11 protein-coding genes are annotated in these 13,541 nt (G+C 46.7%); 7 read left to right on the top strand and 4 right to left on the bottom strand.

The genetic code is table 11. The annotated features are described in order from the left end of the window. Positions 1 to 168 precede the first annotated feature (168 nt). The 7 genes from tkt (at position 169) to MY523_RS01350 (ending at position 10,017) form a co-directional block, all read left to right on the top strand. Positions 169 to 2,163 (top strand): transketolase, encoded by a 1,995-nt coding sequence (gene tkt, locus MY523_RS01320; RefSeq protein ID WP_250657009.1) that lies wholly within the window; start codon positions 169 to 171, stop codon positions 2,161 to 2,163. Between the two features lie 95 nt (positions 2,164 to 2,258). Beyond that, the gene (gene gap, locus MY523_RS01325; RefSeq protein WP_250657010.1) at positions 2,259 to 3,329 is read left to right on the top strand and encodes a type I glyceraldehyde-3-phosphate dehydrogenase; all 1,071 of its coding nucleotides are present in this window, start codon (positions 2,259 to 2,261) and stop codon (positions 3,327 to 3,329) included. A 61-nt stretch (positions 3,330 to 3,390) separates the two neighbouring features. After that, positions 3,391 to 4,554 carry a phosphoglycerate kinase gene (locus MY523_RS01330; protein ID WP_250657011.1) on the top strand — a complete coding sequence of 388 codons (1,164 nt, stop codon included), beginning with the start codon at positions 3,391 to 3,393 and terminating at the stop codon, positions 4,552 to 4,554. 165 nt (positions 4,555 to 4,719) lie between these two features. Next, positions 4,720 to 5,769, top strand: a complete 1,050-nt coding sequence (gene fba, locus MY523_RS01335) for a class II fructose-bisphosphate aldolase (protein WP_250657012.1) — start codon at positions 4,720 to 4,722, stop codon at positions 5,767 to 5,769. Between the two features lie 236 nt (positions 5,770 to 6,005). Further along, entirely contained in the window at positions 6,006 to 6,944 is a 939-nt protein-coding gene (locus tag MY523_RS01340; protein ID WP_250657013.1) for an RT0821/Lpp0805 family surface protein, read from the top strand. A 22-nt stretch (positions 6,945 to 6,966) separates the two neighbouring features. After that, a complete protein-coding gene (locus MY523_RS01345; protein WP_250657014.1) occupies positions 6,967 to 8,547 on the top strand; it encodes a phospholipase D family protein in 1,581 nt (526 codons plus the stop codon). 120 nt (positions 8,548 to 8,667) lie between these two features. Then, positions 8,668 to 10,017 carry an SPM autocatalytic domain-containing protein gene (locus tag MY523_RS01350; protein WP_250657015.1) on the top strand — a complete coding sequence of 450 codons (1,350 nt, stop codon included), beginning with the start codon at positions 8,668 to 8,670 and terminating at the stop codon, positions 10,015 to 10,017. 441 nt (positions 10,018 to 10,458) lie between these two features. Here the strand turns inward: MY523_RS01350 and MY523_RS01355 are convergent, their stop codons facing one another. From MY523_RS01355 to MY523_RS01370, 4 genes are all read right to left on the bottom strand, one after another. Then, positions 10,459 to 11,760 carry a DEAD/DEAH box helicase gene (locus MY523_RS01355; protein WP_250657016.1) on the bottom strand — a complete coding sequence of 434 codons (1,302 nt, stop codon included), beginning with the start codon at positions 11,758 to 11,760 and terminating at the stop codon, positions 10,459 to 10,461. Between the two features lie 174 nt (positions 11,761 to 11,934). Further along, complete coding sequence (locus MY523_RS01360) at positions 11,935 to 12,342, bottom strand: CBS domain-containing protein (RefSeq protein ID WP_250657017.1); 408 nt, start codon at positions 12,340 to 12,342, stop codon at positions 11,935 to 11,937. After that, positions 12,339 to 12,689 carry a P-II family nitrogen regulator gene (locus MY523_RS01365; protein WP_250657018.1) on the bottom strand — a complete coding sequence of 117 codons (351 nt, stop codon included), beginning with the start codon at positions 12,687 to 12,689 and terminating at the stop codon, positions 12,339 to 12,341. The genes MY523_RS01360 and MY523_RS01365 overlap by 4 nt, the downstream gene beginning before the upstream one ends. Positions 12,690 to 12,739: 50 nt before the next feature. Further along, entirely contained in the window at positions 12,740 to 13,537 is a 798-nt protein-coding gene (locus MY523_RS01370; RefSeq protein ID WP_250657019.1) for a DUF1538 domain-containing protein, read from the bottom strand. Between the last annotated feature and the right edge of the window lie 4 nt (positions 13,538 to 13,541).

The raw sequence follows: 13,541 nt of genomic DNA on the forward strand, positions 1-13,541 counted from the left end.
GGTTGTTCACGTTATGGGGGTTACGAATTAAAACCCAATAAATTTGCTCAATAGCCCGATATAGGGGAAAATAACCGCCTTTTTTTATTGTGCATTCCGAGGGGCCGTACGTGCTGATTGGCTCCCTGAAATGCTCAAACATTTAAACTGTCGGTGGGAGACAATTTAATGCCATCTCGTAGAGATCTAGCAAACGCAATTCGTGCACTCAGTATGGATGCTGTTCAAAAAGCCAATTCGGGGCACCCGGGTGCTCCAATGGGGATGGCCGATATTGCCGAGGTTCTGTGGAATGACCACATGACTCATAACCCGGCTAACCCTGAATGGGCTAACCGTGACCGCTTTATTCTGTCTAATGGTCACGGCTCAATGCTGATTTATTCTCTACTGCACCTTACAGGTTATGATCTGAGTATCGATGATCTGAAAAGTTTTAGACAACTGCACTCCAAAACCCCAGGCCATCCTGAGTATGGTTATACCCCAGGTGTTGAAACAACGACTGGGCCATTAGGACAAGGAATTGCAAACGCTGTAGGTATGGCCATTGCAGAAAAGTCCCTGGCAGCTCAGTTTAATCGCGATGGGCACGACATTATCGACCACAATACTTATGTATTTATGGGTGATGGTTGTTTGATGGAAGGAATCTCCCATGAAGTATGCTCGTTGGCTGGTACCTTAGGCTTGGGCAAATTAATTGCGTTTTATGACGATAATGGTATATCGATTGACGGTGAAGTAGAGGGCTGGTTCACTGACAACACGCCAGCGCGCTTTGAATCTTATGGCTGGCAAGTCATTCCTGCTGTTGATGGCCATGACTCAGACGCTATTCGCGATGCTATCGCACAAGCAAAAGCGAACGTTGATCAGCCGACGCTTATTTGTTGTAAAACAGTGATCGGTTTTGGTTCCCCAAACAAAGAAGGAACAGAAAGCTGCCACGGTGCACCGTTAGGTGGCGATGAAATTGCTGCAACCCGTGAAAAACTGGGCTGGGCTCATGGCTCGTTCGAAGTACCCGATGAAATCTATGCCGGCTGGAATGCCAAAGAGAAAGGTGGGGCGGCTGAGTCTGCGTGGAATGACGCGTTCTCAGCCTATCAGAATGAATACCCTGAACTGGCGGCTGAACTGACTCGTCGTATGTCTGGCGACCTGCCAGCTGACTTCTCTGAAAAAGCCCAGGCGTATATTCAGGCGTGTCAGGAGAAAGGTGAAACGGTTGCAAGTCGTAAAGCGTCACAAAACACACTGAACGCATTTGGGCCTCTATTGCCTGAGCTGTTAGGTGGCTCTGCAGACCTTGCAGGTTCAAACCTGACTCTTTGGAAAGACTGTAAAGGGCTGGAAAAAGACGATGCATCAGGCAATTACATATTCTATGGTGTGCGTGAATTTGGTATGTCCGCCATTATGAACGGTATTGCACTGCACGGTGGATTTGTCCCTTACGGTGCGACATTCCTGATGTTTATGGAATACGCACGTAATGCTGTTCGCATGTCTGCACTGATGAAGCAGCGGGTGATCAACGTTTATACGCATGACTCAATTGGTTTAGGTGAAGACGGACCGACTCACCAGCCAGTCGAGCAGATGGCTAGCTTGCGAACAACGCCTAACATGAACTTGTGGCGTCCTTGTGACACGGTTGAATCTGCTGTTGCCTGGAAGTCAGCCATAGAGCGTCAGGACGGCCCTTCCTCACTGATCTTTTCTCGTCAAGGTTTGCCACATCAGGAAAGAACCGCTGAGCAGGTTGCACAAATCGCTCGTGGCGCTTATGTGTTGTCAGACTCGGAAGGTCAGCCAGATGTGATTTTGATTGCAACAGGTTCGGAAGTCGGTTTGGCACAAGGCGCTGCATCTGTTCTTCGCGAAAAGGGCACCAAGGTACGTGTTGTGTCGATGCCGTCTACCGATGTGTTTGATGCGCAGGATGCAGCATACAAGCAGCAGGTTCTGCCACTTGAAGTGACTGCTCGCGTCGCTGTCGAAGCAGGTATAGAGGACTTCTGGTACAAGTATGTTGGCCTTGATGGACGCATTGTTGGAATGTCTACCTACGGCGAATCTGCACCAGCCGGCGAGTTATATGAAGAGTTCGGATTTACGGTTGATAACATTGTCGCTGTCACTGAAGAGCTGCTTTAGTCAATAACGGTTTAAATTACGACCTTTAAAGTGATGACCTTCCTCTCTTTGCAGAGGAAGGCTCATAAGCTTAATTACCAAGAGTTTTTCAATAGATGTCATACCGTGTGGCAATAAATGGATATGGACGTATCGGGCAATGTGTTTTACGAGCACTCTATGAAAATGGGTATCGTGACAGGTTGCAGATTGTTGCCATTAATGAACTGTCGGATATCGATACTATTGCTTACCTGACAAGGTATGACTCTACCCATGGCCGTTTTTCAGGCTCGGTTAATGTGAATGCTGACCGGCTGTGCATAAAAAGTGGTAGTCGTTACAACGCCAACGAGTATGATGAGAATGCGCATCATGATCATATCGAGGTAATTAACCAGCAATCTCCGAAGCTTCTGCCTTGGGCGGAGCTGGATGTAGACCTTGTGTTGGAGTGCACGGGGGCATTCGGTGATAGATCCGGCGGTGAAGCTCATTTAAGTGCAGGTGCTGGTAAGGTGCTGTTTTCTCAGCCTGCCGACGCGAATGTAGATAAAACCATTGTTTACGGGATCAACCACTCCTTATTGTCGAATGCCGACCGCATCGTCTCAAATGCATCCTGTACCACCAACTGTATTGTTCCTGTCATCAAGGTTCTTCATGATAAGTTAGGCATCGAGCGTGGCACTATTACGACGATCCACTCGGCGATGAACGATCAACCAACCATTGATGCATACCACCATCATGATTTGAGACGCACGCGCAGTGCAATGCATAATATCGTACCGGTCGATACCGGGTTGGCGAAGGGCATTGAGCGTTTGTTGCCTGAAATGGAAGGACGATTTAGTGCCGTGGCAATAAGAGTGCCGACCATCAATGTTTCGGTGCTGGACTTAACGATCAATGTCAGCCGAAACACCACTATTCAGGAAGTAAATCAGATCTTGTCGGAAGCGTCGCTAAATGGTTTAAGTGGCGTTTTAGGCTTTACTGAGGAGCCGCTGGCGTCCTGTGATTTTAATCATGATTCACGCTCAGGAATTGTTGATGGCAGCCAGACTCAGGTGAGTGACGGCAAGCTGGTTAAGGTATTAACCTGGTTTGATAACGAGTGGGGCTTTGCTAACCGCATGCTGGATGTCGCATCAGTGTGGCTAGGTTCTGCCAGCAAGCGTTAATTGTTATCTTAAATGACTGTTTTAAATTATTGTTTAAATTTTGAGTAAATGAGGATAGATAATGGCGATCATCAAAATGACAGATCTTGATCTTGCAGGAAAGCGAGTATTGATCCGCGAAGACCTTAACGTCCCCGTTAAAGATGGAAAGGTTACCAGTGATGCACGTATTAGAGCATCTTTGCCAACCATTAAGTTGGCAGTAGAGGCAGGTGCAAAGGTGATGTTGATGACACATTTGGGCCGCCCAACCGAGGGCGAATATGCAGAAGAGTTCTCATTGAAGCCTGTAGCAGAGCATTTGTCAGGTCTACTTGGGCAGGATGTTGCAGTGGTCGCTGACTGGCAGAATGGCGTTGAGCTGGAAGATGGTCAGGTTGTGCTGTTTGAAAATGTCCGTTTCAATAAAGGCGAAAAGAAAGATGATGAAGCGCTATCACGCGCTTACGCCTCATTGTGCGATATCTATGTAATGGATGCATTTGGTACGGCTCACCGTGCGCAGGCGTCTACTCATGGCGTCGGTAAATATGCGCCTGTGGCTTGTGCTGGGCCTTTATTGGCGGGTGAGTTGGAAGCACTGGGTAAAGCGCTTGATAACCCCGAGCGACCTTTAGTCGCCATTGTGGGTGGTTCAAAGGTATCAACCAAGCTAACGGTGCTTGAGTCGCTGTCTGATGTAGTAGATAAACTGATTGTCGGCGGTGGCATCGCCAATACGTTTCTGGCTGCTGCTGGCAACCCGGTAGGAAAGTCGCTTTGTGAACATGATTTGATACCAAATGCCAAAGCATTGATGGAAAAAGTAGAAGTGCCAGTGCCTTCTGATGTTGTAGTCGGTCAGGAATTTTCTGAATCTGCTGAAGCAACATTAAAAGCCGCTACCGATGTTGCTGAAGGCGACATGATCTTTGATATTGGCCCAGACTCGGTTCAGGCCCTTGCAACGACATTGAAAGAAGCTAAAACGATCATCTGGAATGGACCGGTAGGCGTATTTGAGTTCGACCAGTTTGGCGAAGGAACTAAAGCGCTGTCAATGGCGATTGCCGAAAGTGACGCGTTCTCAATTGCAGGGGGAGGGGATACTCTTGCCGCAGTTGATAAATATGATATTGCAGACAAAGTATCTTACATTTCAACGGGCGGCGGTGCGTTTCTGGAATTTGTAGAAGGTAAAACACTGCCTGCTGTGGCTATGCTAGAAGAGCGCGGCACCAAGTAATACACGTATTGGAACTGTCGTCATTCCCGCCTTGGCGAGGATGGCAAGAAAATTGAGTATCGTTTTATAAAACGGGTACTTACTTTTCTCTGTAAATTTTTAAACAAATTGAATTACACTTGCATGTACTCTTACGTGCAACTCGACAAATAAAAGGAAATGCTCATGGCACTTATTAGTATGCGTCAGATGCTCGATCACGCAGCTGAATTTGGGTATGGCGTACCCGCGTTTAACGTTAATAACCTGGAACAGATGCGTGCAATCATGGAGGCCGCAAATAAGACCAATAGTCCGGTGATTGTTCAGGCATCCGCAGGGGCTCGAAGCTACGCGGGAGCGCCGTTCTTACGACACCTGATCCTTGCAGCTATTGAAGAGTTTCCACATATTCCTGTTTGTATGCACCAGGATCATGGAACTTCGCCAGCTATCTGCCAGCGCTCAATCCAGCTTGGCTTCTCGTCTGTCATGATGGATGGTTCGTTAATGGAAGACGGAAAGACACCGGCGTCTTACGAATACAATGTCGATGTAACTCGTCGTACGGTTGATATGGCCCACGCATGCGGCGTTTCTGTCGAAGGTGAGCTGGGTTGTCTGGGGTCTTTGGAAACCGGACAAGCGGGTGAAGAAGATGGTGTTGGCGCAGAAGGCACATTAACTGCGGATCAAATGTTAACCGACCCTGAAGAAGCAGCAGACTTTGTCGAAAAAACAGGTGTCGATGCGCTAGCAATAGCCTGTGGTACGAGCCACGGCGCCTACAAATTTACCCGTCCGCCGACTGATGATATCTTAGCGATTGATCGTATTAAAGCGATACATTCCCGTATTCCGAATACGCACCTGGTTATGCACGGCTCTTCATCTGTTCCTCAGGAATGGTTGGCAGTGATTAACGAATATGGCGGCGAAATTCCTGAAACGTACGGTGTTCCTGTTGAGCAAATCGTTGAAGGTATCAAGCACGGTGTTCGTAAAGTGAATATCGACACAGACCTGCGTTTGGCTTCAACAGGCGCTATCCGTCGCTTTATGGGTAACAACCCGGCTGAGTTTGATCCACGCAAATACTTGAAAGAGTCGGTTAAGGCGATGACTGAGATCTGTATTGCGCGTTACGATGCATTTGGCACATCGGGTAATGCGAGCAAAATTAAAGCAGACTCACTGGAAGTGATGTTCCAGCGTTATGACTCTGGCGAGCTATAAACAGGCCTCAGTGCCAGCAGAAAAAAAACCGTGTAATTTCACGGTTTTTTTTCGCCTGCAACTTTACGCTGTTTGCCTCATACTGACTCGCGTTGCCTGTCTTGGCGGGCTAAGCTATCAGGATAACGATGCCTGATAAAAGAATACAAAAACTGAAATAGCCTTACGATCACTCATGTGATTTAGTAATCTATTAACACATTGCACTCAGACCTACATTGAATGGCATAACTCTTATGGAAAAGCATAACAAACCTGTGAAGGATACATTCCTGTCGTTTGCGCTGACGCTTATGGCGCTTTCAATTGCCTATCTAGCATACTCGTTGTTGACTATCGGCCAGCATATTCCTGATATATTGGCGCAGGTTAGCAAGGTCAGTAGCCAGGTTGATCGAACCACCCAAAATATTGAGCCACTTTTAGACTCAGTTCCAGATATATTGAAAACGGTTGAAAAAACAACCGATTCAATCCCTGCTGTTTTAAATGAAGTAGCTGAAGTAAGAAAGATTGTGCCTGGCGTTTTGAGCGAAGTGAAAGCGGTCAGAGGCTCGCTTCCTTCGATTTTGGATCGAGTGGATAGGCTGCAAAACCAGGTTGATCAGCTACAGAAAGAATTGCCAGCAATATTGAAAACGGTTGATGGCGTGACCCATTCGGTTAAGGAAACCAATCAGCGGGTAGATAAGATTATTCCCTTAGTGCCAGAGGTTTTGGGAGAGGTGGAGAAAACGCGTGCCGAAATCCCGGGTTATTTGACGCGGGTGGAGAAGATTGTAGAAAACACCAAAGGGATCAGCGAAGAGGCCGGAAAGGGAGCGGTGACAGGGTTCTTTAAAGGAATCGTATCAACGCCCTTTGAGTTACTGAAAGGAACAGAGGGAACGATACGGTCGAGTCTTAAAAACGAGCGCCTTTTGACGGATGAAGACTTTGAGTTGGTTTATGAGGCATCAGCTAAACTCCTGCAATCTGATGATAAGCGTGAGCAAGCGTGGAGAAACCCAACGACAGGAAATGGCGGCATGTTAAAGGTTGTGAAGGCCTACCAGTATAAAGGTGCAGAATGTAGAACGATCCAACTGACCTTCAAGACAAAAGCAGGTGCAGAAGAGTCTGTGAACAATGATTTATGTGTTAACAGTGAAGGAAAATGGGAGCCGGTAGAATGACAGGAACATTCTCAGGGAACTTATGATGAGACAAGCGGGATATGACGCTCATAGCAAGAAGTGTAACATCCAATTTCTGATCACAATTATTTTGCTGTTCACTGCGGGATGTGCCTCGCTTCCGGAAAACGAGCAACAGGTTAAAAGTGTTGCTTTAGTTGCGCCTTCTAGCTCAGTCTGGAGCGAGTTTGCGTCAGACAATATGCCGGAAAACAATCGTGAATCGGCCTTTTTACTGCTCAATGAGGGAATTGATGCGTTTGTGGCCAGGATGGCACTGGTGTCTGCTGCTGAGGTGAGTATTGATGCTCAGTACTATATATGGCATGGCGATCTTACTGGAAACCTATTAATCAATGAGCTGATCAATGCTGCAGAGAGAGGCGTTAGGGTTCGCCTACTTATTGATGATATTAATCTTTCAGCTGCCAACGATGAAGGGTTAGCGCTGATTGCAAGCCACCCCAAAATATCTGTACGTATATTTAACCCATTCAGTCGAAATACTGCGAAAGCAAGCCAGATGATTACGCGCTTTGGTGATGTTACCCGGCGTATGCATAACAAATCATTTGTGGTTGATGGCCAAATCAGCGTTATTGGTGGTAGAAATATTGGTGATGAGTACTTTGGCGCAAATAGTGAACTGGAGTTTGCCGACCTTGATGTGTTGTCTATTGGCCCAGTGGTTGAAGAGGTTTCGTCAGTATTTGACCTCTACTGGAACAGCCCATTAGCTTATCCGGTGGAGCTTCTGCGCCCTGAGTTAATTGACAGTGAATATGCTGAGAAGAAACGAACGGAAATATCAGACTTTGCGGCTAAACAAAAGCACTCAGCATTTGCTGATAACGTTCGCCAGTCATCATTTTTACAACAGCTGTTAGCTGGTAATCTGGAATTTTTTTCAGGTGAGGTTGAGTTGTTGTATGATCTGCCGGACAAGATCACCAGCAAACGTGACCAGACCGAACTCCATTTGTCTGGTGCCTTAGGCCAGCATATTGACGTGGTCGAGAGTGAATTTCTTATCATCTCTCCCTATTTTGTCCCCACAGATGAAGGGGTAAGGTTTATGCTGGGGCTTGAAGAGAGAGGGGTAGAAGTCAAAGTAGTGACTAACTCCTTGGCATCCACCGATGTGTCAATAGTTCATGCTGGCTATAAGTCATCACGTGAAGCGTTGCTTAGAGGAGGCGTTGAACTCTATGAAATGAAAGCAGGGTTGGCATCAGATGTTGACCTTGATAAACACAGCTTCGGTTCTTCAAAAGCCAGTCTTCACGCTAAAACATTTGTTATTGATCGCGAATCATTGTTTGTGGGTTCTCTAAATATAGACCCCAGGTCATTCAACGAAAATACAGAGATCGGCATGTTAATCTATTCAAAGCATGTCGCCCAAGCAGTAGGGGAGTGGTTTGACTCGGATATACAGAAGCTCGCATACGTGCTTAGCTGGGATGAAAATGAAAAACGTATCATGTGGCTTGACTATAACAATGATGGTGTCTCATCTTATGACCATGACCCTGGTACCAGTTGGTGGTTGAGGCGTTGGGTCGATTTTCTTGGCTTGTTCCCCATAGAGTCACAACTTTAACTTCCCCTCATGCTTCCCCAAGTTCGGCCGATAAGATAAGAGACTAAACACTTATGCTTGTTCAAGCAGCGGGGGAGGGCTCCTGTTGTTTCGACGTGCTTGTTGTAGGGGGAGCAGAACGTGAAAATCGAATCGAGTTTAATTCAGTTAACTGCACAGGCAGCTCAAACCAAAAGGCTGGAGCAACAGCAACAAGCATCTTTAATTTCTTCTGGCGGTGCATCAACAGTGGCAGCTGGCAACGCTCTCTCTGAGCATGAAGCAACGTATCAGTACCATGCAGAAGACCGGCTATATCTATACTCTAACAGTCATGTTTCTCGCAATGGTGAAAATACCAGCGATATTTTAAATACCCAACTGCTAACCGACGTCGTTGATGTTGCGTTGAGTGGGCAGCAAGCTGTGCGCGCGTTGACGATGAAAAATGGCCAACCATTAGGGCCTGCGATTCCGGGTTTTTCCGGCACGGCAACCGTTGAGTTCTCGCGCTATCAGTTTGCTACAGAATCACAAGACTTAACGTTGAGTTCTCATGGCGCAATAAAGACAGAAGATGGGCGTGAAATAGACTTCTCGCTGTATCTTCAGCTAAACCAAAAAGCGACTTATGAGACGACAGAGTCATTTGTGATGGAGGTTCAGCAAATGAGAGACCCATTAGTGATTAATTTTGCTGCGGACTCGGTTAGCTTAACAGACCAATATTTTGAGTTTGATCTGGAGGGAGATGGCGATGATGAGTTGATTGCCTCTTTAGCCTCGGGGAGTGGTTATTTAGTTTTGGACAAAAATGCCAATGGCATGGTTGATAATGGCGGCGAGCTATTTGGCACAAGAACAGGGCAAGGGTTTTCAGAGTTGGCCGCATTTGATAATGATGGCAATCTCTGGATCGATGAAAATGATGATATTTTTTCACAGCTGAAACTATGGGTAGGGGATGAAAATGGCCGACAACAGCTTAAGTCGCTAAAAGACGTTGGGGTTGGGGCCATTTACCTGGGAAGTGCGGAAGGGCACTTTAATCTTCACTCATCTTCGGGGGCGGTGCTGGGGGATATAAAGTCGTCTGGAATTGTTTTGATGGAAAGTGGCGAAGTCAGAACAATTCAGGAAATTGATTTGGCAGACTTGTCTGAGCCTGACGCCAATGCCATGCAAGACGTCCCAATACTAACAGGTACTCCAATCCCGGTTGATGCTCGAATGATGGAGAATGAAGAACCAGACAGCTCGATAGAGCTTAAGTCGATTGCGATTAATAACGCACTGGAACGACTTGAGGAAATACGGGAGCAGCAGCGAGCATATTCAGAACGCTTGCTGGACAATCGGTTGGAAGCAAAATCGCCATTGACGGAGCTGCTGGAAAAAATGGAGAAAATCCGCCTTGAAATGCTTGAGAAGCAGAGAGAAAAAGCTGATTACTCATACAGGGAGCAAGCAGGTCGTTATTTATCGTACTGACAAGCCATGCGTGTTGTGCAGCGTATTCTTATAGTAGAGATAAGCCAAAAGAAAGCAGAATGCCAACAATGGTGACTAATATAATACGTTCTGTAATGTTCAAACCTATTTTTGCCTGCGATAAGGGTTCAAGTTCTTGCATATTATTTATTAATTTTATGTGTGTGGATTGTTTTCCAATTGTACCTGCTCGAAATAGATGTTTGGTGTCAGCAATTTGAAATATTGTAAAAAGTGAAAGGTGGTGGAACCCGTTCACACTCTTGTTATGTGGTTACGTGTGGATCTTTTACGAGGGGGGGGGCGAAGGTCTATAGTTTAACACCACATACGCAGCCATAGGCGACAGCGGTGTTGAAGCTAAGGTGTGAGAGAAGAGGGGCAGAATGCGCTTCTTAGAGCAATTATTATATGGCTAGAGCCTGGCCTGTCCTGATTTACCTAAGACTTTCTTTTCTTCTTCGATGTTTTTGCTGAACCTTTAGTGGGGCCTTTGCTGGCCTTTTTTGCTGAACTTGTCTTATTGCGAACGATCTTGGTTTGAGTCGCTTTGTTGGTTCGGGCTGCACGAGGCTTTTGAGCCAGGTTATTCCAGAGGGTTTCACGGCTACCAACTTCGTAGCCTGGAAGGCTTTCACGCTCTATGGTGTAGCCGATAAGGCGTTCTATGTTGTCCAGTACTCGCTCTTCTTCGCGACTCACGAACGAAATAGCCTGGCCTTTTGTGCCGGCTCTGCCTGTTCGTCCAATACGGTGAACATAATCTTCAGCAAGGTAGGGGAGATTATAGTTAACAACATGCTCCAACCCTTGGATATCGAGCCCTCGGGCAGCCACTTCGGTTGCAATTAATACCTGAATTTTTCCCGACTTAAAGTCAGCTAGTGCTCTGCGTCGAGAGCCTTGGCTTTTGTCACCATGGCAGATCGCAACGTCAAATTTCTCTTTTTTGAGTGTCTTCATCAAGGTGTCTGCCTGAGCTTTTGTACTGGTAAAGACCAGCACCTGAAACCAGTTATACATATTGATGAGTTCAACAAATAGCTCTGCTTTTCGGCGTTCTTCTACAGGGTAAACCGTATGCTCGACGGTATCGGCGGTGGCATTCTGTTTTGCGACGCTAACAACGTCATGATTGATCAGCAATTTGTGAGCAAGCTCGTTGACTGATTTAGATAGGGTGGCAGAGAAAAGTAAGGTTTGGCGTTTCTTGGGCGCTTTTTGCAGTAAAGACTGAACATCTGCAATAAACCCCATATCCAGCATTCGGTCGGCTTCATCAAGCACGACAAACTCGACTTTGGAAAGGTTAACGTTGCATTGCTCCATATGCTCCAACAAGCGACCGGGGGTTGATATCAATACGTCAACACCTGCTTTTAGCTTTTTTTGTTGCCCGCTCATTTTTACGCCACCGTAAAGCGCAGTCACCGAGAGGGGTAGAAGCTGGGCATAGCGCTTGATGGTATCGGCTAGCTGTTCCGCCAGCTCTCGGGTAGGAGTGAGAATTAATGCTCGGGTAGTTCCTGGCTGCGTGGATTTGGGGCGATCATGCAGCTGTTGCAAAATAGGTATGGCAAAAGCGGCGGTTTTTCCTGTGCCTGTTTGAGCATTGGCTAATATATCCTTGCCTCGTCTTGCAGGGATAATTGCACGCTCTTGAATAGGAGTCATTTGGCTGTAACCACAGGCATCAAGGGCTTTCTGAATTTCAGGAGCCAGGTCTAAAGATGAAAAAATCATGATATATCCTATGTAAATCGCGTACAGTCAAAATTGATCACGGATTATAAAGGATTTCGCCTCACTTAGTGAGCTCATTTCACTTCAGAGTTATGCTTACTGTGGGTCAGTCTCAGCTTAAAAGTATCGCAGGTCAATCAAGTCTCGGTTTTGATTGGCTCCCAGACCCGTGCTTTATTCCAGGTCTTCAATCAGCCCGTGCAATACAATCTCTTGATAAGTTACAACACCGATGACCTTTCCGTGCTCTTGAACAGGGGCGCTGGCCAGGCCAAATTGATCGAATAACCGAGAGCAATAGCGTATATCCATATGAGGAGAGACCGACATAACCGGTTTTGTCATGATCTCGTATAGGTTAACTCGGGAGGGTGAACGGTCTTTTGCCAGCACCTTCTTGGCAATATCTCCCAATACGACAATGCCATACTCGTCATCTTCATGACGCTTTTTGATAATCAGTGTATGAGCATCCTCTCTCTGCAGCGCCCGAATAGCATCTTGCACCGTCATTAGACCTTCCATTTCTATAAAGTGGTCTTTCATGACATCTCGGACTTTTATTATTTTGCGATCACTCATAGTTTATCCTCCAGAGTCTCGGTTAGCTTTTCGACCTGATGCGCAACGCCTACTGCATCTTCAACATCAAGCTGGATGGCAATCCCTGTGCCGGGCGATGTATCAAATTCACCCGCCTCGGCAATAGTTTCAAGGATGTGTCGACTTAGGTGCTCTTCTACAATAAACAGCAGCACATCCCGTTGTGTTTCGAGAGTCAGGCCCAAAAAAGTCTTACTTTTCTTTAGGCCCTCACCTCGGGCATTGTTAATGATCGTAGACCCTGTAGCGCCCGCTTTTCTTGCTGCTGCAAGCACACAGTCAGTTTTTGAATCTTCGACAAATACGACGATCAGCTTAAAGTGCATTGAATAACCTCCTGGGTTGCTCGGTTCTATTGCTACCAAACATTGTTATTTTAGGCATCGTTATTTGATTGGTGATGCAGCCGGTGGCTTCGCAGCTCTGCTAACTGGGCGTAGGCCATGACTGAAATTATCGGGAACAGGCTGGCAAATGCGATGAGCCCAAAACCATCGATCAGTACGCTTCTTCCCGGAACTGTTTCTGCCAGACCCAAACCCAGCGCGGCAACCAGCGGCACTGTAACGGTCGATGTGGTGACACCGCCTGAATCGTAAGCGAGTGGCACGATCAGTTTCGGGGCAAAAAATGTTTGAACGACCACCACGATGTAACCGCAGATAATAAAGTAGTGTATTGGCAACCCTGTGACGATGCGGTAACAGCCTAAAGAAATACCAATAGCGACGCCAAAGGCCACCGCTACACGCAGCCCCCAGACGCCAATAGCGCCCCCTGATACTTCACTGGCTTTAATAGCCACGGCAATAAGGGAAGGTTCTGCAATGGTGGTGCTAAAACCAATGGTAAACGCAAAGATATAAACCCAATAATAGTCGGACCAGACAAAGACATCGGGGATCGTCTCTAAGTGGTCATATATAAACTCTGGGCTGGTGAGCTGCTGCGCCATCAATTTGCCTATTGGAAACAGCGCTTTTTCCAACCCCATCAAAAATAGTGTCAGGCCAATAATGACGTAACCAAAGCCAATCAGAACGCGCCTTAAGTTAGCAATTGGCTTTCTGATAACCAGAAACTGAAAGCCAAAGATAATAACGGCAATCGGGATGACATCACTCAGCGTTGACAGGAAGGTCGATAAGAATGTGTTGAGGACTTCGCTCAGCATAATA

Origin of the sequence: Alkalimarinus coralli (assembly GCF_023650515.1) — a bacterium.
Lineage (GTDB): Bacteria > Pseudomonadota > Gammaproteobacteria > Pseudomonadales > Oleiphilaceae > Alkalimarinus > Alkalimarinus coralli.

Bases quoted from the DNA above. Each gene is read 5' to 3' on its own strand.
- MY523_RS01370 (WP_250657019.1), bottom strand. From the start codon at position 13,537: ATGCTGAGCGAAGTCCTCAACACATTCTTATCGACCTTCCTGTCAACG.
- MY523_RS01330 (WP_250657011.1), top strand. From the start codon at position 3,391: ATGGCGATCATCAAAATGACAGATCTTGATCTTGCAGGAAAGCGAGTA.
- fba (WP_250657012.1), top strand. From the start codon at position 4,720: ATGGCACTTATTAGTATGCGTCAGATGCTCGATCACGCAGCTGAATTT.
- MY523_RS01340 (WP_250657013.1), top strand. From the start codon at position 6,006: ATGGAAAAGCATAACAAACCTGTGAAGGATACATTCCTGTCGTTTGCG.
- gap (WP_250657010.1), top strand. From the start codon at position 2,259: ATGTCATACCGTGTGGCAATAAATGGATATGGACGTATCGGGCAATGT.
- MY523_RS01365 (WP_250657018.1), bottom strand. From the start codon at position 12,689: ATGCACTTTAAGCTGATCGTCGTATTTGTCGAAGATTCAAAAACTGAC.
- MY523_RS01355 (WP_250657016.1), bottom strand. From the start codon at position 11,760: ATGATTTTTTCATCTTTAGACCTGGCTCCTGAAATTCAGAAAGCCCTT.
- MY523_RS01345 (WP_250657014.1), top strand. From the start codon at position 6,967: ATGATGAGACAAGCGGGATATGACGCTCATAGCAAGAAGTGTAACATC.
- MY523_RS01360 (WP_250657017.1), bottom strand. From the start codon at position 12,342: ATGAGTGATCGCAAAATAATAAAAGTCCGAGATGTCATGAAAGACCAC.
- tkt (WP_250657009.1), top strand. From the start codon at position 169: ATGCCATCTCGTAGAGATCTAGCAAACGCAATTCGTGCACTCAGTATG.